The organism is Methanosarcinales archaeon (genome assembly GCA_014859725.1).
In the GTDB taxonomy this organism is placed as follows: domain Archaea; phylum Halobacteriota; class Methanosarcinia; order Methanosarcinales; family Methanocomedenaceae; genus Kmv04.
In genome coordinates, this window is sequence record JACUTQ010000006.1 from 1 (window position 1) to 23,164 (window position 23,164).

Annotated in this window: 25 protein-coding genes and 1 pseudogene; 16 read left to right on the top strand and 10 right to left on the bottom strand. The window is 40.9% G+C overall.

Translation table 11 applies throughout. The features are described from left to right. Positions 1 to 25: 25 nt before the first annotated feature. A complete protein-coding gene (locus IBX40_01115) occupies positions 26 to 1,717 on the bottom strand; it encodes an IS1634 family transposase (GenBank protein MBE0522930.1) in 1,692 nt (563 codons plus the stop codon). Between the two features lie 397 nt (positions 1,718 to 2,114). Here IBX40_01115 and IBX40_01120 point away from each other — a divergent pair, with 397 nt between their 5' ends. Beyond that, a complete protein-coding gene (locus IBX40_01120; protein MBE0522931.1) occupies positions 2,115 to 3,599 on the top strand; it encodes a phenylalanine--tRNA ligase subunit alpha in 1,485 nt (494 codons plus the stop codon). A 29-nt stretch (positions 3,600 to 3,628) separates the two neighbouring features. Here the strand turns inward: IBX40_01120 and IBX40_01125 are convergent, their stop codons facing one another. The 3 genes from IBX40_01125 to IBX40_01135 form a co-directional block, all read right to left on the bottom strand. Continuing rightward, a complete protein-coding gene (locus tag IBX40_01125) occupies positions 3,629 to 4,882 on the bottom strand; it encodes a Glu/Leu/Phe/Val dehydrogenase (protein MBE0522932.1) in 1,254 nt (417 codons plus the stop codon). Between the two features lie 74 nt (positions 4,883 to 4,956). After that, positions 4,957 to 5,496, bottom strand: coding sequence for a DUF2115 domain-containing protein (locus tag IBX40_01130; protein ID MBE0522933.1), 540 nt, complete (start codon positions 5,494 to 5,496; stop codon positions 4,957 to 4,959). Positions 5,497 to 5,572: 76 nt separating this feature from the next. Continuing rightward, a complete protein-coding gene (locus tag IBX40_01135; GenBank protein ID MBE0522934.1) occupies positions 5,573 to 5,791 on the bottom strand; it encodes a hypothetical protein in 219 nt (72 codons plus the stop codon). Between the two features lie 220 nt (positions 5,792 to 6,011). On the opposite strand from IBX40_01135, the pseudogene IBX40_01140 reads away from it, so the two are divergent. The 3 genes and pseudogenes from IBX40_01140 (at position 6,012) to IBX40_01150 (ending at position 9,059) form a co-directional block, all read left to right on the top strand. Beyond that, positions 6,012 to 7,136, top strand: a pseudogene (locus tag IBX40_01140) (ammonium transporter). Further along, positions 7,133 to 7,471: a P-II family nitrogen regulator gene (locus tag IBX40_01145; protein ID MBE0522935.1), complete on the top strand. Its 339-nt coding sequence runs from the start codon at positions 7,133 to 7,135 to the stop codon at positions 7,469 to 7,471. Before IBX40_01140 ends, IBX40_01145 begins: the two are co-directional and overlap by 4 nt. 76 nt (positions 7,472 to 7,547) lie before the next feature. After that, complete coding sequence (locus tag IBX40_01150; GenBank protein MBE0522936.1) at positions 7,548 to 9,059, top strand: lysine--tRNA ligase; 1,512 nt, start codon at positions 7,548 to 7,550, stop codon at positions 9,057 to 9,059. A 328-nt stretch (positions 9,060 to 9,387) separates the two neighbouring features. On the opposite strand, the gene IBX40_01155 is transcribed toward IBX40_01150, so the two are convergent. Both IBX40_01155 and IBX40_01160 read right to left on the bottom strand, forming a co-directional pair. Next, complete coding sequence (locus tag IBX40_01155) at positions 9,388 to 9,783, bottom strand: type IV pilin N-terminal domain-containing protein (GenBank protein ID MBE0522937.1); 396 nt, start codon at positions 9,781 to 9,783, stop codon at positions 9,388 to 9,390. 114 nt (positions 9,784 to 9,897) lie between these two features. Then, positions 9,898 to 11,208, bottom strand: coding sequence for a DUF1015 family protein (locus tag IBX40_01160; GenBank protein ID MBE0522938.1), 1,311 nt, complete (start codon positions 11,206 to 11,208; stop codon positions 9,898 to 9,900). A 201-nt stretch (positions 11,209 to 11,409) separates the two neighbouring features. Between IBX40_01160 and IBX40_01165 the strand changes: the two genes are divergently transcribed. Beyond that, entirely contained in the window at positions 11,410 to 11,775 is a 366-nt protein-coding gene (locus tag IBX40_01165; GenBank protein MBE0522939.1) for a DUF356 domain-containing protein, read from the top strand. Between the two features lie 52 nt (positions 11,776 to 11,827). On the opposite strand, the gene IBX40_01170 is transcribed toward IBX40_01165, so the two are convergent. Then, positions 11,828 to 12,313 (bottom strand): TIGR00270 family protein, encoded by a 486-nt coding sequence (locus IBX40_01170; protein ID MBE0522940.1) that lies wholly within the window; start codon positions 12,311 to 12,313, stop codon positions 11,828 to 11,830. 108 nt (positions 12,314 to 12,421) lie between these two features. Here IBX40_01170 and IBX40_01175 point away from each other — a divergent pair, with 108 nt between their 5' ends. The 7 genes from IBX40_01175 (at position 12,422) to IBX40_01205 (ending at position 18,127) form a co-directional block, all read left to right on the top strand. Further along, the gene (locus tag IBX40_01175) at positions 12,422 to 13,642 is read left to right on the top strand and encodes a proteasome-activating nucleotidase (GenBank protein ID MBE0522941.1); all 1,221 of its coding nucleotides are present in this window, start codon (positions 12,422 to 12,424) and stop codon (positions 13,640 to 13,642) included. A gap of 104 nt (positions 13,643 to 13,746) precedes the next feature. After that, positions 13,747 to 14,922: an acetylornithine transaminase gene (locus tag IBX40_01180; protein MBE0522942.1), complete on the top strand. Its 1,176-nt coding sequence runs from the start codon at positions 13,747 to 13,749 to the stop codon at positions 14,920 to 14,922. Beyond that, the gene (locus tag IBX40_01185; GenBank protein MBE0522943.1) at positions 14,919 to 16,016 is read left to right on the top strand and encodes a histidinol-phosphate transaminase; all 1,098 of its coding nucleotides are present in this window, start codon (positions 14,919 to 14,921) and stop codon (positions 16,014 to 16,016) included. Before IBX40_01180 ends, IBX40_01185 begins: the two co-directional genes overlap by 4 nt. Further along, positions 16,013 to 16,558, top strand: coding sequence for an adenylate kinase family protein (locus IBX40_01190; GenBank protein ID MBE0522944.1), 546 nt, complete (start codon positions 16,013 to 16,015; stop codon positions 16,556 to 16,558). The genes IBX40_01185 and IBX40_01190 overlap by 4 nt, the downstream gene beginning before the upstream one ends. Beyond that, positions 16,558 to 17,175, top strand: a complete 618-nt coding sequence (locus IBX40_01195; GenBank protein MBE0522945.1) for a CDP-alcohol phosphatidyltransferase family protein — start codon at positions 16,558 to 16,560, stop codon at positions 17,173 to 17,175. Before IBX40_01190 ends, IBX40_01195 begins: the two co-directional genes overlap by 1 nt. A 95-nt stretch (positions 17,176 to 17,270) precedes the next feature. Then, positions 17,271 to 17,822 carry a TATA-box-binding protein gene (locus tag IBX40_01200; protein MBE0522946.1) on the top strand — a complete coding sequence of 184 codons (552 nt, stop codon included), beginning with the start codon at positions 17,271 to 17,273 and terminating at the stop codon, positions 17,820 to 17,822. A gap of 14 nt (positions 17,823 to 17,836) precedes the next feature. Continuing rightward, the gene (locus IBX40_01205; protein MBE0522947.1) at positions 17,837 to 18,127 is read left to right on the top strand and encodes a hypothetical protein; all 291 of its coding nucleotides are present in this window, start codon (positions 17,837 to 17,839) and stop codon (positions 18,125 to 18,127) included. 8 nt (positions 18,128 to 18,135) lie between these two features. On the opposite strand, the gene IBX40_01210 is transcribed toward IBX40_01205, so the two are convergent. Next, complete coding sequence (locus IBX40_01210) at positions 18,136 to 18,759, bottom strand: hypothetical protein (protein ID MBE0522948.1); 624 nt, start codon at positions 18,757 to 18,759, stop codon at positions 18,136 to 18,138. Between the two features lie 570 nt (positions 18,760 to 19,329). Between IBX40_01210 and IBX40_01215 the strand changes: the two genes are divergently transcribed. The 4 genes from IBX40_01215 to IBX40_01230 all read left to right on the top strand — a co-directional run bounded on the left by IBX40_01215 (position 19,330) and on the right by IBX40_01230 (position 22,027). Then, on the top strand, positions 19,330 to 20,421 hold the full coding sequence (locus IBX40_01215) for an amidohydrolase family protein (protein MBE0522949.1): 1,092 nt from the start codon (positions 19,330 to 19,332) through the stop codon (positions 20,419 to 20,421). Between the two features lie 15 nt (positions 20,422 to 20,436). Further along, complete coding sequence (locus IBX40_01220) at positions 20,437 to 20,889, top strand: universal stress protein (GenBank protein MBE0522950.1); 453 nt, start codon at positions 20,437 to 20,439, stop codon at positions 20,887 to 20,889. Between the two features lie 37 nt (positions 20,890 to 20,926). Then, on the top strand, positions 20,927 to 21,778 hold the full coding sequence (locus IBX40_01225; GenBank protein MBE0522951.1) for a CBS domain-containing protein: 852 nt from the start codon (positions 20,927 to 20,929) through the stop codon (positions 21,776 to 21,778). A gap of 75 nt (positions 21,779 to 21,853) precedes the next feature. Continuing rightward, complete coding sequence (locus tag IBX40_01230; protein MBE0522952.1) at positions 21,854 to 22,027, top strand: preprotein translocase subunit Sec61beta; 174 nt, start codon at positions 21,854 to 21,856, stop codon at positions 22,025 to 22,027. 7 nt (positions 22,028 to 22,034) lie between these two features. Here the strand turns inward: IBX40_01230 and IBX40_01235 are convergent, their stop codons facing one another. After that, positions 22,035 to 22,589, bottom strand: a complete 555-nt coding sequence (locus tag IBX40_01235) for an XTP/dITP diphosphatase (GenBank protein MBE0522953.1) — start codon at positions 22,587 to 22,589, stop codon at positions 22,035 to 22,037. Further along, entirely contained in the window at positions 22,582 to 23,154 is a 573-nt protein-coding gene (locus IBX40_01240; GenBank protein MBE0522954.1) for a Kae1-associated kinase Bud32, read from the bottom strand. The genes IBX40_01235 and IBX40_01240 overlap by 8 nt, the downstream gene beginning before the upstream one ends. Positions 23,155 to 23,164 lie beyond the last annotated feature (10 nt).

Sequence of the window (23,164 nt, forward strand, 5' to 3'; positions counted from 1 at the left end):
ACCTGAACAGTTTACAAATTCCCCCCTACAACTTGAAATCGACTTCAATAGTATCCTTTAATAAATCCTCGAATCCCATCATTTTAAGTGTTTTCTGAGACTTTCCAGTTAAATTGAGGTTCCATGTTTTCACTTGATGCCCCAATCTCACCTGAATTCGTTCCACCCGTTCAAGATCATGAAGAAATGCATCTGCTTCATTCCAGACATCTTTACGATCTGATGTTTTCTGAAGATGCCACTGAAGGTCCGCCAGCAGTCGATATGCAAGAACGCACACAAAAATATACACTCTCACTCGCCTCTCGAGCCTGTGACGTACAGGTTCCATTTCTTCGGATGTCTTCAATGTCCTGAAGACTTTCTCTACAAAATCCTTCTCAAAATAAGCTGTCACAACTTCCTGCGGGGAAAGTGATTCATCTGTAGATAAAATCAGATATTTGCCATATGAACGTTCAGATGCTGCAATCTCATGGTTTTTAAAATTCCATTCTATACGAGGACCATTTCCTGTTCTCTTAACTCGAGTGCGGACATAATCCTTCCATGATCCCACGATGCTATCAATGGCTTTGTGAAGACGTGCTTCTGACCACTCCTTTCCCTTCTCACTCAATTCATCAAGTTCCTGACCAATAAATGCCAGAACTTCGTTCTGAGCATTGACCTTACTGGTTCTTCGTTCCTGATTGATGTATACGATCACCGAACGCTGTTTGTCAAAAAGTTGATCTTTTGTTTTTACTGCATAGATATGTCCGGTCCTGCTTTTATGAATAAATGTATCTGGACTTAAAGGAACATCTGTGTCTGCAATGATGTTTTTAACATCATTCAAAGTTTTGGGAACACCACAAATAAGCTTCCAACCAACTGACTCGATTATGTTAACATTTTCTTTAGATACATTTCCTCTATCCCAGATGAGTGTTCCAGGTTCAATGCCCGTTTCTTTGAGTTGTGCTACAAGATTCTTAATCGTTGATGAGCCGTTACGGCTCCCATTGTAAATAAAGTGAGATATGGGATATTTATCGTGTTTTGATACGAGAAGAGCAAGATTCACCTGCAGACGCTTGACAAGTTTGGCGTTGTATCCAAGTTCAGCCAGTGAGCAACTGAAGCCAAAAAAAAGAACTGATGTGAGGTCGTATGCGACTATCTCAGACTCACCGTGTAGCGGGTGCATTTTACGCCATTGTTTGTAAAGAGCATCATCGATCTTGTGAGTGAAATCGTGGATCTGACCTATAGTTCTGTCTTCATAGCATACAAAGTCCATTGCTGTAAGAAATGACGTCCTGGTGAGATCAGCAGGATTAACATCCATTAGTCTGGGAAGGTCTGTTGTAGGGATCCAGTTTTCAAGCATAGTGTTGCTCATTGGATCTATTACTCGATTGATTGCCCAGGCAGTTAGGAGCTTACCTGGAGATGGACCGTCTATGTTTGCATCTCCGCAGCTGATCTCATCGATAGTTTTTACGAAACCAAGCTGAGATGCAAGCTCCCATAGCAAGGTCACAGCACCTGCCCTATGAGAGGGGCCATGTTCTAAACGATCCAGTATTTTTGGCTTTGGTTTTGAAGGTTCAATGGGTTCTTCGGGTCCTAAGCTCCTCACATAAACACTTTTGACTTTTCCGTCTACGCGAATAGATTTGTATTCTTCAAGGTAGATGCGTCCATTCTTTTTCCTTCTTTTAATTACCATGTAGGGAGTATTGCCCCTACATGTATATAATTATTTCGGTTTTGAAATGGAATAAAAAATAATCGCTTGAAGACGAAATTGGTATATTAAAATGGGTTAGTGTAAGGTAGGTAGGGGGGACGAACAAATCTGTTCAGGTAAAGAAATCTTTCATTTAACGTACCTGCTTTTAATAAAAATAAAAGATGATTTTAAACTTTATAAAAATATCTGAACTAAAATTGCCGGAAAAAAACCCATATTCACTAATTATTCGAACTTGAACATGCCAACAGCAACACTAAAAAAGATAATATCAGCATTCCTACTCATTGAAAAATATTTGCACCATTTCAAATAATGGATTTATGGATAGTTTTAAATCTGATATAAGGAAGTATATACCTCGGTGCAAACAATGGCCGATGATACCCAAAAAGATCTGACCCCAAACGAAAAGCAGGTACTTCTGGCATTGGGGAAACTGAAGACCGCAGACCCTCAAACATTATCCAATGCTTCTGATCTCAGCGTGGAAGCTGCAATCCAGAGTTCATTTTTACTGCAGGAAAAGGGGCTTGCACAGGTATCTGAAGAAATCATCGAGAAATACCACCTGACAGAGGAAGGCAAAGAGTATGCAGTATCAGGACTCCCTGAACGTCAGATAATTGAAAAGGTCACATCACCAACATCAATAGATGCACTTAAATCAGAATTCGGACCAAGGTTATCAGGAATAGCTCTGGGCTGGCTGCGTAAGAAAGGCTGGGCACAGATCAAAGATGGGAACCTGATACCTGAAAGTATTCCTCCTAAGGGAGACGATGAAGAAGCACTTGCACAATTATTGGACACTCCGGGATTAGAGATTCCTAAAAAAGTTGTACAGGACCTGGCCAAACGAAATCTCATAGAAGTAAATGAAGAGAAGACAAGAACCATAATTATCACTGATTCAGGATTAAACGTTTTTCAGGCAGGGATCACCCTGGAAGAAGAAGAAGTGGCACAGCTCAATGCTGATCTTATAAGGACAGGGGCCTGGAAACAAAAAAAGCTGCGTTCCTACGACATCAATACACCCGTGGTACCGATCTACGGCGCCAAGATCCATCCGTACCAGCGCCTCATAGATGAGATGCGCCAGATATTCCTTGAGATGGGATTTACCGAGATCAAGGGAGATATTATCCAGAGCAGTTTCTGGAACTTTGATGCTCTGTTCCAACCTCAGGACCACTCTGCCAGGGAAATGCAGGATACGTTCCATTTAGACAGCACCAGTGATCTGCCCCCGGAATATACTGATACTGTAGCAGCTATGCATGAACACGGCGGCAATATCAGCAGTAAGGGCTGGGGCGGTACCTGGAACAAGGACGTTGCAAAGATGAACGTGTTACGTACCCATACTACAGCTATTACCATTCACTACCTGGCAGATAATCCAGACCCTCCGGTAAAGGCCTTCTGCATTGACCGTGCCTACCGCAGAGAGACCATTGACCCAACCCACACCCCTGAATTCGAGCAGCTTGAAGGCGTGGTAATGGATGAGGGTATGAGCTTTGCCGATCTCCTGGGTTTGCTTACTATGTTCTACCACAGGATGGGGTTCACTGATGTCAGGTTCAGACCAGCATATTTCCCTTATACCGAACCCAGCGTGGAACCCGAGGTATATATTGAGGGCATGGGCTGGATAGAACTGGGCGGTGCAGGAGTATTCCGAAAAGAGGTCACTGAACCGCTTGGAATCAAACAGCCTGTCCTGGCATGGGGATTAGGGGTGAGCAGACTCGCTATGTTACGGTTAGGACTGCGTGATCTGAGGGAACTGTACCAGTCAGATATTGACTGGCTCAGGAAAAGCCCGGTCTCAGGGACCAAAAATAAATAAATAATAATATTTTTTTTTTAAAAAAAATACTATGATGGGAATAATCCCAGCAATTGGATCGAATCCGCAACTCTCTTTACGCCAACTCCGAGGGCGGCATCCCGCATACTAAGTCCCATTCTCTCTCTTGTATCCCACACATTACGGAATGACTCGACCAACTTTTGTTCCTGCTGCTGGTTCACTTCGGTCAAGCTCCAATGCTGCCTGTTAATGTTCTGAACCCATTCAAGATAACTGACCATAACACCACCGGAGTTAGCCAGAATATCAGGCACCAGGAATACTCCGTTTCTATTGAGTATCATATCTGCTTCGGTAGTGGTGGGACCATTTGCTCCTTCAACTATTACTTTTGCTTTGATATTGCCAGCATTTTGATCTGTGATCTGATTCCCCAGAGCAGAAGGGACCAGGAAATCACATTCAAGTTCTAATATTTCATTATTTGACAGATTCTCTGTTCCTGGAAATCCCACAACTGTCCCTGTTTCGATCTTATAGGCCAGGACTTTACTTGGATCAAATCCTTCTGGATTGTAAATACCGCCCTGAGAGTCACTCACACCAATGATCTTACACCCCATGCTATATAGCGTCAAAGCAGCATGTACTCCAACATTACCAAATCCCTGAATTACTACCGGGGCATCCTTCATATTCATACCCAGGGCCTTTGCCGCTTCTCTTAAGCATATAGCAGTTCCTCTGCCAGTGGCTTCTGTGCGGCCTTCACTACCCCCAAGTCCGATTGGTTTTCCTGTCACCACTTCAGGTACTGAATACCCTTTCAAAACACTGTACGTATCCATGATCCAGGCCATGGTCTGGGCATCGGTGTACATATCAGGTGCCGGGACATCTCTGTAAGGACCTATGAATTGGGAGATCATGGTCGTATACCGCCTGGTCAAGTGTTCCTTTTCTCTGACTGACATTTCCTTGGTATCACATACGATGCCTCCTTTAGCACCACCGTACGGAATATCTATTACAGCACACTTCCATGTCATCCACATAGCCAGTGCTTTCACTTCATCCATGGACACTTCGTGATGATATCTGATACCCCCTTTATACGGTCCCCGCGCATCATTATGCTGGACACGGTATCCGGTGAATACTTTGACCTCTCCGCTGTCCATATTGATGGGTAAGGTTACTATATGAACCATTTTAGGATGGATGAGAATTTCATGTATCCCAGGGTCCAGGTCCATCTGGTCTGAGCAGATCCTGAGCTGATTACAGGCATTTTCATATGGATTTTTATCATCACTCATTTTAACTCCTCATAAAATAACATAAATAATTTAAAATTTTACTATAATATCCTTTTGATTTGAGACTGAGATTGCTAAATCTCAGTTTGTTTTGCAACACAGAATCTGCAAAGGGCTTCATCGTTATCTTCCTGTTTATCCTTTACAGGACAATAGTAATCTTCCCCTACCTTTTCGACAAAAAATCCACCTGGGAACGGAGTTCCTTCAGGATGTGGAGGTGTTTGTGTGATAAAAATATTATAGATTGCACAAAGGTAATACAACACTGTCATTTGTGGAAGATCTTCTTCGGCTGCACCATTGATTTTGTGATGAAAATTTTTCAGGAAATCCTGGTACTGGTTAATATCCAGTTCATGATCTCCGGATTCAATATTTGAAATTATATTCTTGAAATTGCAGAAAATCTGTTCAGATAATTTTTCCTTATATACCTTTTTATATTTGGGGGGGAGATACCTGCATTCTTGTTCCATAGAAGCATGAATCTTCATAAGATCAAAAATACTGTAAGCAGCAAATTCTTTTTTCAGTATTGATAGCAGTGTCTCACGGTCACATACACATTCATGCATTTCCTTGATACCTTCCAGCTTTTTGAATGGAGCCATCAATAATTCAAACGTATTGAATGATATAAAAATTATATCGTAATTATTGTTGAATATAAAGAAATTTTTATTCTCATCAGCTTATATCATGAAAATATACCCACATGATCCTGATGATATCCATAGTTTCCACCCTCCCATCAGCTTTCCGTTTCAGTATCCACCCGATGGCCCATATCTCCTCACCCTTGATAGCTGAGTATATATCAGGGTCAACCATGAACTCCGGGTCAGGATAGCAGCACCAACCACATTGTTCGCATTTGAATCCCACTTCCCTGAGAACATGAGTCACATCATCATTAAATAATATTTAAATTGACATGAAAAATCGGCAAAAATCAGGGCACATTTTCCCAATGATTTCAATCCTTTAATTCTCCAATTTTTAAGTAATCTTATTTTTCATTATGCTTAGGCATCTATTAGAATATTTCTACAAATTGAATCAACCAAATAAATTATATGATAGGAAAGCGATTTCCGTTTAGTGATAGGTTATGGAATTTAGTTCAATAGACTCATTAAACGTTTATTTCTTCCTTTGGGCAGCAATATTGATTTTTTTTCATGAAAGCGGGCTTTATTCTGCTGGAGATCGGGCAGATACGGCAAAAGAACGTGGGCACACACATGACCCTGAAATTCTTGGACCTTGCCACTGTACTTATCCTGTACTTCTTTATAGGATATGGTGTAGCCTACGGTTTCCAATATATTGGAGGCGGGCTTATTCCCGCGGGCACCGAACCAGGCAGTTTCGCCCACTTCATGAAAATGGTGATGTTCGCAGTGGCAGCAGTCACTATTGTATCAGGAGCTGTGGCTGAGAGGATCAAGATCAGCGGCTATATGATCGGTGCCATTGTAATCGGGACCCTGATCTATCCTATCTATGAAGGGCTTGCATGGGGTTCATTCATGGGAGGGTTCTTAGGAGATCTGGGATATCATGATTTTGCAGGAGCAGGAGTTGTCCATCTAATGGGTGGCACACTGGGCATCATGGCCGCATGGGTGCTTGGACCGAGATTGGGCCGGTATGATGAGAACGGCAAACCAGTTCCCATACCATGCCACAATGTCCCGTTTGTGGTTATTGGAGCATTCATCCTGGCATTCGGATGGTTCGGGTTCAACATAGGTAGTGCCTCATTCATAGGTCCGGACGGGGCCAACCTAGCCTCTGTGGCTGTGATCACAGCCCTGTCCATGGCTGCCGCGATACTTACGTCAGCCCTTATAACAAAAGGTGACCCAATATGGTGTTCCAATGGGATGTGTGCAGGATTAGTAGCCATTTGTGCCGGAGCCGACCTGTTCACAACGTCTTCAAATTTGTAGAAGAAAAAGGTATTGATGATACATGCGGTGTAACCCCTGTACACGCAGTTTCCGGATTATGGGGTGTATTGGCAGCAGGGTTATTTATCCCTTCAATTTCACTCACATCCCAGTTAATCGGTAGTATTGTGGTCATTGTACTGGCAGTAGCTGGCGGCCTTACCATCTATGGAGCACTTAAGGTCCTTGGACTGCTGAGGATCGACCAGGAAATGGAGATTATAGGCCTGGACGAAAGTTTATATGAAATGAATGTCTATCCCGAATCAATAGTTGAAAGGATAGACCCATCATGAAAATGGTAGTTGCGATAATAAGGACCGAAAAACTTCATGAAGTAATGGATTCACTGGAAGCTGCAGGGATTAAATCCCTTACAGCCTCCAGTGTAAAGGGTCGGGGAACCCAGAAAGGCATCACACAGCAGTGGAGGGGGCGCGAATATACTGTAGATCTGCTGGAAAAAACAAAACTGGAGATAGTGGTCACGGATGACCTTGTTGATGCTACCATAAATGCTATAAAGGGATCAGCCACGACTGGTAATATTGGGGATGGGAAGATTTTTGTCCAAAATGTGGAGACTGCTATTAGGATACGAACGGGTACAACTGGCGATACAGCCATTTAATTTATAATCCAGATTATTATTTTCCTAAACCTTTATTATAGTCCAATACATCTACCCATCCTGAAGTGAGACTTACATGGCAGAGACAATACACTGGGCAGATGTGGTTGCCAGCGAAGCATTGAAAAAAGGTAATAAGCATACAGTAGCTTCAGGCATAACACCTTCAGGAAATATCCATATCGGCAACATGCGTGAAGTAGTTACTGCCGATGCAGCATACAGGGCACTGCTTGATGCGGGTTCTGATGTAAAATTACTATATATAGCAGATACCTACGACCCCTTACGCAAGGTATACCCATTTTTAGATGATAGTTTTGAAGCACACGTGGGCAAGCCCTTATCAGAGATCCCCTGTCCCTGTGGCAACCATCCAAATTACGCGCAACATTTCCTTGAACCATTCTTTAGATCGCTGGACCAACTTGGGATAAAACCTGCAGTCCACAGGGCTGATGAGCTCTACAAAGCAGGGGCTTATGTGGAGGCTATCAAGATTGCACTGGTAAAAAGAGATGAAATCGCTCGGATTATTGAAGAAGTGTCGCAACGAACACTTGAACCTGACTGGAACCCTTTCAATCCCATATGTAATGAATGCGGCAGACTGACCACGACTAAAGTCACCGGGTTTGATCTGGAATCAGAAACAATAGATTACACCTGTTCATGCGGCTCATCCGGAACTGTATCCATGCGAGGAGGGGGAAAACTTACCTGGCGGGTTGACTGGCCCGCAAGATGGCCTATTCTGGGTGTAACAGTCGAACCCTTTGGCAAGGACCATGCGTCAGCGGGTGGTTCCTATGATACTGGCAAGCGTATATCAAGTGAAATTTTCGAATATCCTGCACCCCACCCCATTGTCTACGAATGGATCAACCTGAAAGGGAAAGGTGCCATGTCCTCATCCACAGGAGTTACCGTGACTATCAGCGATATGCTGGATGTAGTGCCTCCTGAGGTGCTGAGATACCTGATCATCAGAAGCAAACCTGAGAAACATATTGAGTTCGACCCGGGTCTGCCTTTATTGAACCTGATCGATGAATATGACAACCTGGATGAGAGTATCGATAAAAGGGCCTACCAGCTTTCCCACGCAGGAAGTGAGGAGGGTGCCAAAATACCATTCAGGCACATGGTCACTGCGGTCCAGATTGCTGATCACAGTTTTGATTACCTTCTGACAGTACTTGAGCGGGGAGGGTATGACGTTTCTAATTACGAAAATATTCGCAAGAGAGCAGATAATGTAGAAAAATGGCTGGAGACTTTTGCTCCTGCTATGGTGAAATTCGAGATCCAGAAGACCCTGCCGCCAGAAACCAGGAACTTCAACGACCAGCAGCGCCATGCTTTAAAAGTGTTAGTGGAACGCATGCCTGGATTTAATGACGGTCAGGCCATCCATGAAGGGATTTATGCTATAGCCAAGGAACTGGAAATGAATCCTAAGAAACTGTTCCAGACAATCTACCAGTCCATTCTGGGGACAAAGAGCGGGCCCAGGCTGGGGTACTTCTTAGTGTCGTTGGAAAGGGATTTCCTGGTTGAGCGGTTCAAGGCTGCTTGTGAAATATAAATCGGGATATTGAAACTCTGCGTGATATTGTTAGCTGGCTCTGTCTGGCAGATGTGAAAGCTTTCGGAATGACATGGGAAGACAGCGAAGCCTTTTTATCACGTCTTGATTTCACGCTTGTGTTGCATGCTGATAAGTGCAGATATCTCTTTCATTTTATATTTTAACAGCCATGACAAGTCCCCATACCTGCAAAATCGATATCCTCACCAATTTATTGGATTAAGCCTGTGACGCTTCGGTAAAATGAAAATGGTATGCAGGAGGTTAATTTGCTTTATTCACGCAGTGTAAGGCATTATTTTGTGAATATAATATTACCGAAGTATCACACATAGGTGTCTAAGATAACTTGACTGGTACCGTCAACAAATGTGCCTGCTACTACTACATGGTCCCGAGCGGTTGTTCCATTATCATCCTGTTGAGTATATCCAACATATAAATTTGATGAATTTTGATATGGTGTCTTACCTGCTACTGAATAGGTTAAATATGCTAAAGACTCATGATCCTGTCCACCTTGATAAGTTATATCGATATTACTTGAATTTGTTTGTGAAGCCGTTACTGCCACAGTATAAGTATTCTTCAATGATCCGCTCATACCAAAGACGAAGGCTGCAATGACTGCTGCCAGAATAACTGTAATGGCAACCATAAGGATAACTCCAATAACCGGTGATACAGCTTCTTCGTCCATAAACTTTCTATTTGCTTTCATTTTAACATCACTCCAATTTCTTATTTTTCAGTGCCTTTTCCAGTTTTTTTGCCCACATATCTGATTCCTGACATTTATTACACCTTGCTGTGAAAATTGATACCCTATTAGATATCAAATTCCCGGATCCCTGAACTGTCTCATTATTATCCCTTCTGCCACTTTTGGGACAAAAAGAGTCGATTTTTGCGGAAAATTCTTCATTTCCGAGTGGGCCTTATGTTCAACTTCATTTATGGAAAGTGCCCTCATCAAAAATGCACAATCAAAACCCTGCTTGTCCACCTTTTTTACAGCTTCGGTCACGCTGTCGCAAAAAGCCAGGTTATCTACTTTATTTCCATCCATAAAGGGGCCGATTATCCATTCATTAAGCGAGATATAATCAAGCCCTACCTTTTCCTCCGCACTATCTGAAAGTTTCTTGACTTCATCCCTGTGTGCCCTGAATATTGAAAAATCATTTCCGTCATACCATCCGATTTTGACATCATACGAATCATCCCTGGCATTCATGATTTTATAAAATTCTTCATCGTCATTATCTCCCTGCCAGATGATCTCATAATATCTATTCAATTGTTGCAGCAGTTTCTTAGCATTTATGCCCTTAATACAACGATGCCACGGTAGCAGCAACAGAGCACGGTCCCCCCCTTCCATGAACATCATCATAGTATAATCCACACCATCCTGGATACACAGTTTATGGGTAGCATTATAGCGGTGGTGCCCATCAAGGATTAAAACTTTTTCATCAGCCATGAGTTCCTGGATATGTTTGATAATATCATTATCAGTAATTTCCCACAATAGATGTCGGTTGCCATTTAATGTAATGTCTAATAACGGAGGTATTTCATCTCTTATTACCAGATCAGGTCTTTTAAATCCAAGATATTGTTCAAAAAGGTTATTAATTCCATGCCCGGGCATGTTGTATTCAGAGGCTATGGGTGCAAAATTCATTTTGCATACCCGCATCAGTTCAATTCGCTCAGCAGAATGTTTTTCAAAAATTTTCTCATGCCCGACAATATTTCCCTCTCCAAGTTTCTCAACTTTCACAAGAGCCATTAAACCGAAAGCAAAATACACACCTCTTTTTACTGAATCAGGTATCTGGCCCAAAATATGTTCAGGCAGGCTGTATCTGATGCCATAAATATAAAATGCAGGATGTTCCAGCTCTTTTAAGATATTATCCTGAAATAAACGATTCAATTGCTTTTTTGCATTATCTATGAATTGGCTACTGTCAGTGCCATCTTTGCGTGTGGTTATATGAATAACATTGTTTTTTACGCGGCCATATTTGTCATATTCTCTTTCATCTATAGTGTCATAAACCGGGCATACCAACATCTCCCTATCTGGTATTTCTGGATTTAGTATTGTGGCTTTGAAAGGTTTTATTATTACCATGTGAAAAGCATTCCATAATGAAGAATTTTGTTACCAATATGTTGAATGTGTAAATTAAATTTTCGGATTGCAAATGTAATAAGGTATATATATACATATATTTTCCTTCTAAGAAAATATATATAGAACCAATTGCATATCATAATGCTAAACATTTCATTATAAGGTTGTAAAAAATGAATAAAAACAGGGGTTTTTTAATTGAAATCATTTGCTATAATTAGAGCAGAAAACAGTGGAAAAGTTAATGTTGCCCTCAGGGACCTGGTGCGATACGGTCACATGTCCTTTGATGACAGCCCCAAAAGAATGGATCCACAAAAAGCCGATAAAATGCTAGTTGACATAATGAACACACCCCTCAGGAATGCCTGCGGATCAGCAGCAGTGGTTCCCCTGGAGGATCAGGCCAGCGTTGCGATCGGCAGATTGAAAAAGATACATCCCCCAGCTCATGTGATTATTGTAAGTCCAAGACATGCCATGTTTTCACATCTTGAAAAAGACTTTAACGAAATGCCGGAAATGGACTTAAAATCACAAGATGAGGAAGATGATTTCGAATAAAAAAACATGATCTCTGATTGGAAGACAAATTACTGGTCCCTGCCAGCACCTTCTATTTCTTTTTTATCGTGACAATATCTCCCAGCGTAGTACCACGCAACATTGTCCCATGCTCCATATTATCTTGACTCACACGTTCTGTGAGTTTTATCCCGAGAGCTTGTTCAAGTTTCTTGCGCATTGCATCTTCGGGAATGATCTCAGAGCGTTCGATCTTTTTTATCAGAGGGGCTTTTTCTTTAATCTTAAGACCCAGTTCTTCAATAGTCCAGCCTTTAGCTTCCCTGGCTTCCCGGATAACCTTATTATAATCAGCAATAATTTCCCCATCCACATTATCAAAGGCATTTCGCCTGGGTCTTTTAGCATGAGTTGGAGGGGCTGCTGCAGTAGGGGCAACTTTTCTTGAAACAGGGGACCATCCCTGAGGTGTTTTCCCGTACTGGGCACACTTTGCGCATACTTCCAGTTCAGTTCTTTCAACCACTACCTTTCTGGGTGAACCGATTATGTCTATTCCACAGATTTCACATTGCATTAATAAACCAATCCTTCGAAAAGGCTATATATCGTATGGACTTAAATAATATTCGGAGATAAAAATATGGTAGAGATTTTGGAGGACAATGACACGGAAAGGAGATTAATGGTCAATATTCCACAAGATCTTTCCAAGGATGATTTTTCAAGATATCTGATAGACAGGATGCACCAGCTTGAAGAAAGAAATCACCTGATAAGAGAGCAAAATCATAAGATTGAATCTGAAAAACGACATGCTGAATCTCAAAAATTAAAATTTGAACGTGAATTAAGAACAGTCCGAAGTGAACTGGAAAAATTAAAAACCACGCCTCTTATTGTGGGTACAATTGTGGAAGTATTGGAAAACGGAAAATTAGTTGTAAGAAGCAGTACAGGACCGCAATTCGTGGTTGGATTGTCCCAGTTCATAAAAGAATCTGAACTCGAACCCGGGACGCAGGTAGCAATGAACCAGCAAACATTGGCAGTAATAAGCGTTCTTCCTACTTCAAGAAGCCATCTTGTAAGGGGCGTGGAAGTAATCGAATCATTGGATGTAGATTATTCACACATTGGTGGGCTTGAAGACCAGATAAGGGAATTAAGAGAAGCTGTAGAATTACCATTAACTAAACCCGAAGCATTCATAAAGATCGGTATAGACCCACCAAAAGGTGTTATGCTATTTGGCCCACCCGGGACCGGGAAAACCATGCTGGCAAAAGCAGTATCCCATCAAACCAGTGCAACTTTTTTGAGATTGGTGGGTTCAGAACTGGTTCAGAAATATATAGGGGAAGGAGCCAGGATGGTCAGGGAACTTTTCAAACTTGCAAAGGATAAAGCCCCAAGCATAATATTTATTGATGAACTTGACTCTATTGGAGCCAAACGGTATGACGGTGCCACTGCAGGAGACCGGGAAGTTCAGCGCACTTTGATGCAGTTACTGGCTGAAATGGACGGTTTTAATCCCAGAGGTGATGTCAGGTTGCTGGCTGCTACCAACAGGCTGGATATCCTGGACCCGGCACTTTTACGCCCTGGAAGGTTTGATCGTTTTATCGAAGTAATTCTTCCTAACAATGAGGCCAGGGTTCAAATCTTAAAGATACATACCAGAAACATGAATCTCTCAAAGGATGTAGACTTCAATAATCTGGCAAAACTTACTGAAGGCACAAGTGGTTCCGGATTAAAAGCCATTGCTACCGAAGCAGGGATGTTCGCCATACGCAATGAAAAAGATTGTGTTGAAGTTGACGACCTCATAAATGCCATAAAAAAAGTTGTGGGAGAAAAAGATTCATCAGGCAGTGTCTCAGAGAATATGTTCGCTTGATAGTTTTCACATTTTTCTTAAACCACTCATCCTATATATTTTTTAACACAAATCTCATATCGCAGATTTTATCACTTAAAACTGAAATCAGGTATAGGAATTATATGACTGATCAATACCAAAATATTGTTGAAAAAGATTCAAAATTTGTTTTTCAGAATTATACACGCCAGCCTATTGCATTGGTAAGAGGAAAAGGGTCTGTAGTATGGGATAGTAATGGTAAAGAATACATTGATTGTATAGCTGGAATAGCGGTTAATAACATTGGGCATTGCCATCCTGCCATTGTTGAAGCAGTTAGTAAACAGTCATCTGAATTGATACATGTATCAAATTTGTATTACAACAAGCAGCAATCAGACCTCGCAGCTCAATTGGTGCCCAGGACTGGAATGGACCGAGTATTTTTCTGCAATTCAGGGACTGAAAGCATAGAAGGAGCATTGAAACTGGCAAGACGTGCCACCGCCCGTACAGATTTTATTGCCGCTGAACACAGTTTTCATGGCAGGACCATGGGTTCATTGAGCGTGACCCATAAATTGCAATACCGCACTCCCTTTGAACCCCTGATTAAGAAGGTGGATTTTATTCCTTTTAATGATATTGAATCATTAAAAGAGAAGATTTCACAAAATATCGCCGCAGTTCTCCTTGAACCGATCCAGGGCGAAGGAGGGGTCAGAATTCCAGATAATGAATACCTAAAAGGAGTCCGGGATATCTGTGATGATAACAACACCCTCTTAATATTTGATGAGGTCCAGACAGGATTTGGCAGGACAGGCCGCTGGTTCGGTTGGGAACATTCAGGGGTTATACCTGATATTATGACTTTAGCCAAGGCATTAGCAGGTGGTCTGCCTATGGGAGCTATGTTAGCAACAGAAGAAATTGCATCAAAGATGCAAAAAGGAGATCATGCAGCCACGTTCGGCGGGGGTCCCCTGGTATGTGCTGCAGCTATCGCATCCTTGAATGTAATTGAAAAAGAGAACCTTGTTGATAGCTCAGCCAGGATGGGCGGTTATTTGATGGATTCTCTGACAAATCTAGAACTGGATAATGTCTTGGAGATACGGGGCAAAGGATTAATGATCGGCATTGAACTAAGTATCAAATGCGGGCCTGTTGTAGATTATGCCAGAAATAACGGTGTGCTGCTAAATTGTACTTCAGAATCAGTGTTAAGGTTCGTGCCGCCTTTGACGATTACCAAAGAGCAGATAAACCGTGTAATAGAAGTAGTTACGAAAGGTATTCAGGAAGCAGAATGATTCGCACTAAATACATGCTGAATAAATCTGTAATGGGCATAAAAGAATATGTTCCTGGCAAATCTATTGAAGAGATAGTCGAAAGTTACGGAATAAAACCTGAGAACATTATCAAACTGGGTTCAAATGAGAATCCATTGGGCCCATCACAAAAGTCAGTAGAAGCTGTGCGGGCAATTGCAGACAAGATAAATATATATCCTTCAGTGGACGCAGCAGAACTTCGAATAGCACTATCACAATATGTAGGTTATCCTGCAGACCAGGTGGTCATGGGTGCAGGAATGGACGGTGTTGTAGACACCATGATGCGATTATTCATCCAGCCAGGTACATCTGCAGTAATTACGACTCCCACTTTCTCGTATTATGAGATCGCAGTAAGATCAGCAGGTGGTAGCCCTGTTTTTGTTAAACGACAATCAGATTTCAGTATTGATACAAAAGCCGTGCTGTCATCAATTGATGAAAATACCAGGATCATTTTTTTATGTTCGCCCAATAACCCAACCGGAAACACAATTTCTGAAGCAGATGTCAGAACCATAGTAGAATCCACCAATACTATTGTGTTCCTGGATGAAGCATACGTGGAATTCGCACGAAAAAGTCTAACAGGTCTTGTAGCAGAATACGATAATCTTGTAATTGGCCGTACAATGTCAAAGACCATGGGCCTTGCAGGTCTGAGAATTGGCTACGGTATAGTCCCTCATTGGATTTATAAAGAATATATGAAGGTCACAACTCCTTTTTCGATCAGCAGAATAGCTGTTGCAGCCGGGCTTGCAGCACTCGAAGACTCAGAATTCACAAAAAGGACAATTCAAAATGTGCAGATAGGCAGGAAATTTTTGACAGAAGGCTTATCTAATTACTGTAAAGTTCATCCTTCAGAAGGAAACTTTATCATGATCGATGTAAAACCGAAAAAAAGCAGTGATGTGACCGAAGCACTGCTCGCACGGGGGATAATTGTAAGGGATTGCTCCTCTTTCAAGGATGCAGGCGAGAACCTTATCAGGATTACGGTGGGCACTCCATCTCAGAACAAACACGTAGTAAGTGCACTTGCCGAGATATTGCAGTTATGATTATTGCATTAACAGGGACACCAGGCACGGGAAAGACCACTATATGCAATTCTCTTAAAAAACAGTTTAAGATCATTGATCTGAATAGACTGGTAATAGAGAACGGACTACACCTTGGGCAAGATGAAAAGCGCGGCTCACTGATTGCTGATCTGGATGCTCTAAAAGAAAAAGTTCATGCAATACTAAAAGACGAAACCTCAAATGTAGTAATTGAAGGCCACTTATCTCATTATCTTTCAGGTTATGATGCGGTTATTGTACTCAGAACCCATCCTAACGTACTTGGTCAGCGCCTTGAGTCAAGAGGATATGCCCGGGAAAAAATAATTGAAAATATAGAAGCTGAGGCACTGGATGTGATATTGATCGAGGCTGTGGAATTATGCGAAATGGTATATGAGGTTGAAACCACCACATCGACACCAACTCAAGCAAGTCTTGAGATACAATCCGTAATACAACTGGTGGAAGCCGAAGATTTTGGAAAACTTGAAAAATATTTGCCTGGTCGATTTGATTGGAGTGAAGAGGTGTTCTGATGACATTGAATACTTATAGACCGTATGTAAGTTTTGTACTCGAACCCTCGGCCAGTGCCCTTGCTCGATTGAAGCTGACGCCCAATAAGGTATCTTTACTGTCATTAATATTCGCAACTCTTGCAGGATTATCATATTATTATTCGTTTAATAATCAATTTTATCTAGTTACGGCCCTTGTGTTTGTTATTTTAAACTCTTTCACAGATGCCATTGATGGTGTAATGGCAAGAAAGATGAACCTGCAATCAGAGAGGGGCGATTTTCTTGACCATGTAATCGATAGATATGCTGATACTTTTATAATCTGCGGAATTTTTTTTGCAGGTTATACCAACTGGATGATAGGAGTTTTTGCTATAACAGGAGTGTTAATAACCAGTTATATGGGAACCCAGGCCCAGGCAGTAAGCGGAAAAAGGCATTATGGTGGCATTATGGGCAGAGCAGACCGCCTAGCATTAATTATCATAGTAAGTGGAATCAACGTTGTATATTCCATGGAAATATACAATATGCAGCTGTTAGGCTGGTTGATCGTTGTAATTGCTGTAACATCCCACTTTACAGCACTGCAGAGGTTTGTTCATATCTGGGTTGAGATAGAAGGTAAATAATCTTTTTTCCGTAGGTTTTATCGTTAATGCAATAATTATAGTTTCAACTGTATAATTTTAATTAATTATACCAATGCACAATATAGGACGTAACAATGCCCGAACCAACAATAACTATTCAAAACGTAGTAGCTTCTACAAAATTAGCAGACAGCTTTGATCTAGTCAGCATCGAGCCAAAACTTGAAGGTGCTGAGTATAATAAATCTAAGTTTCCGGGTATGGTCTACAGAGTAACTGAGCCAAAAGCAGCTTTTTTGATATTTTCTTCAGGTAAAGTTGTATGTACGGGTGCAAAAAAAGTGGAAGATATTGACGTAGTAATTGACAACGTAGCCAATACGTTCAAATCACTGGGCATTGATGTTTACCCTAATCCTGAGATAACCATACAGAATATAGTAGCTTCTGCAGATCTTGGTACAAACTTGAATTTAAATGCAATTGCAGTAGGTTTGGGTTTTGAGAACATCGAGTATGAACCAGAACAGTTCCCAGGTCTTGTGTACCGGATAAAATCACCAAAAATCGTGGTGTTGATATTCAGTTCCGGAAAATTGGTAATTACAGGTGGAAAGTCCCCTGATGATTGTCAAAAGGGGGTTGAAATTGTAAAGGAACAACTGGAAAGTTTATCTTTGCTGTAGGTAAGGTTCTTATTTTGTCATCATATCGTGAAGCTGTGGCCAAGAGTCTGATTATAGATGATGAGATCAAAGAGCTCATTAAAAAGGAAGACCGGGATTTCAGGATTTGCACTTCTTGCAGCGGTCCCTTATTGATCCCTACTGATATAGTGCCTTCCAAACCCAGCGATCTTGAAGTTGAAATAGGAGATAATTCACTATTTATTTCATTTAACCAGGCAAGATATACGCATCGTTTTCACAAATCATTATTAGACCAATATTATTGGGTAATGGAAATGGGTCTTGAATGCGATATTGATTAGATATGTAATTAATATGTTTGCATACCCTGATCCCAAACAGGTTCAGGGGAAAATTGCTGGTGTTGCTCTTCAGTTTTAAGGCAGTATTGTCGTCTGTTACGATTGCCCATACGTTCAAGTTTTCCCTCTCTGTACATACGTGACAGATATGTGGAAACAGTGCTGAGATTTATATTGGAATAAACCCTGTCATAATCTCTTTTTACTTCCAATGAAGTAAACCACTGGTCCTTATACTCAAAAATCAAGAATAATTCCAGTCGTTCTTTAATAGTAAGGGATTCGTTCTTCAACCGGCTGTATTCATCTTCAGCTAATTGAAGACCACGAGTCCCTCTTTGTTTGGTTGGTTTATGTATGGTTGGTTGCGATGAATAATTAGAAGTTTGGGGTGGCACCATTTGTCGTATTTTGGATTCTTGTGTTATGGGTTGTTGTGAAATAGGTTGTTGTGGGTTTGGCCACTGGTTTTGTACGGCAGCAGCTTGATATGAAGAAACTGGCGATGATGTGGTTTGTAAACTCATCAGTTGATTGACAAGATCTAAAATGGCTTCTGGAGTAGGGATACCTTGAATTTGCAGATCTTTATTGATCCCATTATCCATAGTAATTTCGAGCCTTATCTTCATTTTTTCCTCAAACGCTCTCTTAAGAATAAGAAGACAGGCGTACATCCCCTCAGATTACGGCCCTGTCTTTTTTTTATCCATCCTCTCCGATTTTTTGTATATGGTAGTTGATGTGAACATGCAAACAACTTGTTTGTTTGTAGTCGACATGTGAATAGATATCAATACTCACATATATACTTTTCAATGGAAATAAGGGTTAATTGCTGTATGTATCAATTTTAGACAGATTAACACAGTTTTATTATTAAATAAACCAAAAAACAGGTCATTTTTTACATTCATACCATCACAACACATATTTCCCATAAAAAATAACTCTTATTATTCAGTTTATTTCTCCAATTGAAATGATGGGGTTGAGTATTATTAAATTAATACAGTTATTAACACCTAATCACAAATAAAATTTACTTGCGACGCATTCACATATTTACACCCCATCAAAACTTGTGCTGAAGTCTGTAAAAGTGTGTATATGAGAATATTCTGGTAAAATATCAATTTCACCATACTGTGACGTATAAATACAATATATTCAATATCAATTAAAGAAACATAGTGAGTGTAATGTCCACAGAACAAATTATATCAGGAACCATAATTTACGCAGATGATTTCGAAGTAATTGAGGGATATCTTTGTATTAAGGACGAAAAGATAACTGAAATCGGGACTGATACAGCAGTAGATGCTGATATGAGTGGTTTAATAGCCCCGTGTTTTGTAAACGCACACATACATGTTGGCGATTCAATCTTTAAAGACCCCCCAATAACTGACCTTGACAGGCTTGTAAAACCTCCCTTTGGCCTTAAACACCAGATGCTTCGATGGGCATCAGTAAAGGATCTTCAGGATGCGATATGTGGAACTTTGGAGGATATGATAGCTACAGGGACTTGCACTTTCTGTGATTTTCGTGAGGGGGGATTAGAAGGAACATCAATATTAACTGATATCCTGTCAGGGTTTGAAGGATTAACAAGTTTAGTCTTGAGCAGAGCAGAGGAACCAGACAACCCAAAACCCGGTGAAATTGACAGACTTCTGGAAGTCAGCAGCGGTATAGGTATGAGTGGCGTTAATGATGCTTCAATTGGTATTATTGAAGAATGTGTAAAAGCAGCACATTCAGCAGGCAAAATGTTTGCCATTCACGGTGGTGAAAAAGACACATCTGATATATCAGCAGCTATTGGCCTGGGCCCGGATTTTATTGTGCATATGACCCACGCATCAGAGTCAGATATCAAACATCTTTCTGAGGTTGATATACCTGTAGTAATATGTCCCAGATCGAATTTCATAACTGGAGTAGGTGCACCCAATCGGCCGCCCATAAAAATGATGCTGGATGCAGGATTAACTGTGGCAGTTGGGACCGATAATGTAATGTTGAACTCTGTGAACATGTTCTCAGAAATGGAGGTCCTGTCAAAAGTGTATGGGCTGGATGACAGACAGGTATTTAAGATGTGCACACTAAATGGAGCAAAAATACTTGGACTTGATCAGGAATTAGGTTCAATATTGGAGGGGAAAAAACCCAAACTCATGGTATTGGATGATGACTCTCCAAATTTGTCAAATAGCAGCAATCTTATATCCAGTCTTGTCAGAAGGGGGAGACCGGACGATATAGTAGCAATAATAAAATAATGGAGGGAGAAGTCCTTGAAAAGCGAATTATTCCAAAAAATTGTTTTAGCAACCGATGGGTCTGAATATTCATCCAATGTTGTCAAATATGCCATAGAACTGGCAAGGATCTCAGAAGCAAAAATTTATGCAATTTATGTAGTTGATACGGGTGTATTCACATCCATACCCATGGATGTGGCATGGACAAATATGTACGAATTACTGAAAAAGGAAGGTGATGATGCAACCAGTAAGGTTGAATCAAAAGCCATGGCTGCCAATATCGAAGTAGAGAGTTTCACAGTGGAAGGACACCCGGCAGAAGAGATAATAAAACTTGCCGAGGACAAATCTGCTGATATCATAGTCATGGGTACTTTAGGGAAAAGCGGTCTTGACAGATTCCTTCTGGGCAGCGTGGCTGAGAAGATTTCAAGGACTTCCAAGATTCCTGTGATGATAGTAAGAGGAAAAAAACCCAAATAATTCGACACCTGTCAAAAGGCAAATAAGGAGATTAACTATGCCCAATTATACTACAGTAGAAGACTTGATGGTTAGAGATGTAGCCTACGCAACATTACCTGGTTCCAGGGATGAAGTGCTTGATATCCTTAAAAGCAAACACGTATCCGGGGTACCAGTTGTCAAAAATGGTGATTTAGTGGGTATTGTAACAAGGACAGATCTATTAAAAAATCCAGAAGAAGAGCAACTTGCGATCTTAATGACCAGGGATCCAATAACCATTACTCCACAAGAATCTATTGTGGAAGCATCAAGGGTGATTTTTGAACATGGAATCAGGAGACTTCCCGTAGTAGAGAATAGTACACTTGTAGGACTAATCACCCTGGCAGATGTTGTTGGATCAATTGCCAATTTTAATATAACAGAACCAATTGGAAATTTAATCAATGATCAAACAATTATAATATGGGATGAAACTCCTGTTTCAATGGTGGGAATGATAATGGAAATGGCAGAGGTCAAGTCAGCACCCGTAGTAAATCTATCAAGGGAATTACTGGGCGTTATAGCTGATAAAGATCTTATCAATATGAGTGTAATTGTGGATTCAACAGAGATCTCGGATATGTCTGCCGGGTCAGATGATGATGAATGGACATGGGAGTCAATGCGAGATACCATGAGCCTTTATTATAGTGTCTCCAAGATCAGACTCCCTGATGCTCCGGTAAAAGAAGCTATAAAATTAAAAAGTGAACCTGTAACTGTTGTTCCAAGCACCACTGTCAGCGACTGTGCCAGGAAATTGAAACGGAATAACATTGACCAGATGCCTGTTCTGTCCCCCAGCAATAAACTTATTGGAATGGTACACGACTTTGACCTGCTTAAGGCATTTGTGTAAATTCAAATGTTTCTAAATTGGCGATACTTTAATTGCCATTAAGAACAATTTAAAACAAATCAGAGGTAAATAGAAATGGCAAAAAAGAAAGAATCAGGTAGCGGACTACAATCGTCAGCTGGCCTTATGCGCTATTATGAAGCTGATGAGACCGCATATTCCATTGATCCTAAATTTGTAGTAATCGTGGGAATAGCCATTGGAATTTTGATTTTGGTATTTAATTATCAGTTCGGTCTATGGCCTTGAACTAATTTCACATTTTTTTTTGTAACCATTTTACAAACTTTCGCATAGCTTTGCCCCTATGAGATAACTGGTTCTTCGCTTTATCATCCAGCTCTCCAAAGGTTAATCCATTGTGTAAGAAAATAGGATCATAGCCAAATCCATTTGTGCCCCGTTCTTTATACGATATAGTCCCTTTGACCTCACCTGTAAAAGTGATCGGTTCACCACCAGGTTCACAAAATCCCACAACAGTCCTGAATACTGCAGTCCTGTCTTTTTCTTCTTCCATCAATTTCAAAATTTTCTGATTGCCTAAGTGGTCTTCAACATATCTGGAATATGGACCCGGAAAACCATTTAGAGCTTTGATAAATATACCGCTGTCATCTACCATTACCGGTTTATTAACATTCTCTGCACACCACCTGGCCCCGTAAGCAGAAATGGACTCCAGATCATCTGCCTGCAGTTCCGGATAGTCACAGTCTATCTCTTCCACTTCAAAACCCACCTGTTTTAAAATATTTCTGCCTTCCCTGATTTTATTGGCATTTCCTGTTGCAAAATATATCTTATGCATAACGTCCCCTGCCTTCGATCTCTTTTACCCTTTGAAGAATATTATCAGCATCTGAAAAAGTTGTACGGTATCCGTCAGAAAAGGTAGTTATCATGGTTTCATGATCATTATGTGTGCTCTCAAAGGTCTGGAAAAGCACATGGACATCGACGCCTCTTGCTTCCAGTGAATTATCATAAAAAGCTAATCCAAAGTCAATAAGATAAATCCTGTTGTCGTAAAAGATCATATTTGAAGTGGTAAGATCTCCGTGGATAATTCCAGCCGAATGAAGCTTACCAACAACTATACCGATGGTATGACTTAAATGGGGTGTCAGGATATCTTTCACTTTGAGCCCGTCAATGTATTCCATTGTTATTTCAAAGTCTTCAATATCAAATATTATCGGAGTGGGAACACCGTTGCGCCTTGATTCTGAAGTAATCCGGCATTCAGCTTTTGTACGCTCCCGACGAATGGTATTGTCCAGTGCTTCCAGACGGTACTTTTTAGGTATACGTTTTTTTATGACCATTTTATCCCTGAGCTCAACTTTGGCCTCGGCACCCATTGCCAGATACATGGTTGTGAAT

Coding starts and splice junctions, on each gene's coding strand:
- IBX40_01115 (MBE0522930.1), bottom strand. CDS start 1,717: ATGGTAATTAAAAGAAGGAAAAAGAATGGACGCATCTACCTTGAAGAA.
- IBX40_01120 (MBE0522931.1), top strand. CDS start 2,115: ATGGCCGATGATACCCAAAAAGATCTGACCCCAAACGAAAAGCAGGTA.
- IBX40_01125 (MBE0522932.1), bottom strand. CDS start 4,882: ATGAGTGATGATAAAAATCCATATGAAAATGCCTGTAATCAGCTCAGG.
- IBX40_01130 (MBE0522933.1), bottom strand. CDS start 5,496: ATGGCTCCATTCAAAAAGCTGGAAGGTATCAAGGAAATGCATGAATGT.
- IBX40_01145 (MBE0522935.1), top strand. CDS start 7,133: ATGAAAATGGTAGTTGCGATAATAAGGACCGAAAAACTTCATGAAGTA.
- IBX40_01150 (MBE0522936.1), top strand. CDS start 7,548: ATGGCAGAGACAATACACTGGGCAGATGTGGTTGCCAGCGAAGCATTG.
- IBX40_01155 (MBE0522937.1), bottom strand. CDS start 9,783: ATGAAAGCAAATAGAAAGTTTATGGACGAAGAAGCTGTATCACCGGTT.
- IBX40_01160 (MBE0522938.1), bottom strand. CDS start 11,208: ATGGTAATAATAAAACCTTTCAAAGCCACAATACTAAATCCAGAAATA.
- IBX40_01170 (MBE0522940.1), bottom strand. CDS start 12,313: ATGCAATGTGAAATCTGTGGAATAGACATAATCGGTTCACCCAGAAAG.
- IBX40_01175 (MBE0522941.1), top strand. CDS start 12,422: ATGGTCAATATTCCACAAGATCTTTCCAAGGATGATTTTTCAAGATAT.
- IBX40_01180 (MBE0522942.1), top strand. CDS start 13,747: ATGACTGATCAATACCAAAATATTGTTGAAAAAGATTCAAAATTTGTT.
- IBX40_01185 (MBE0522943.1), top strand. CDS start 14,919: ATGATTCGCACTAAATACATGCTGAATAAATCTGTAATGGGCATAAAA.
- IBX40_01190 (MBE0522944.1), top strand. CDS start 16,013: ATGATTATTGCATTAACAGGGACACCAGGCACGGGAAAGACCACTATA.
- IBX40_01195 (MBE0522945.1), top strand. CDS start 16,558: ATGACATTGAATACTTATAGACCGTATGTAAGTTTTGTACTCGAACCC.
- IBX40_01200 (MBE0522946.1), top strand. CDS start 17,271: ATGCCCGAACCAACAATAACTATTCAAAACGTAGTAGCTTCTACAAAA.
- IBX40_01210 (MBE0522948.1), bottom strand. CDS start 18,759: ATGAAGATAAGGCTCGAAATTACTATGGATAATGGGATCAATAAAGAT.
- IBX40_01215 (MBE0522949.1), top strand. CDS start 19,330: ATGTCCACAGAACAAATTATATCAGGAACCATAATTTACGCAGATGAT.
- IBX40_01225 (MBE0522951.1), top strand. CDS start 20,927: ATGCCCAATTATACTACAGTAGAAGACTTGATGGTTAGAGATGTAGCC.
- IBX40_01230 (MBE0522952.1), top strand. CDS start 21,854: ATGGCAAAAAAGAAAGAATCAGGTAGCGGACTACAATCGTCAGCTGGC.
- IBX40_01235 (MBE0522953.1), bottom strand. CDS start 22,589: ATGCATAAGATATATTTTGCAACAGGAAATGCCAATAAAATCAGGGAA.
- IBX40_01240 (MBE0522954.1), bottom strand. CDS start 23,154: ATGTATCTGGCAATGGGTGCCGAGGCCAAAGTTGAGCTCAGGGATAAA.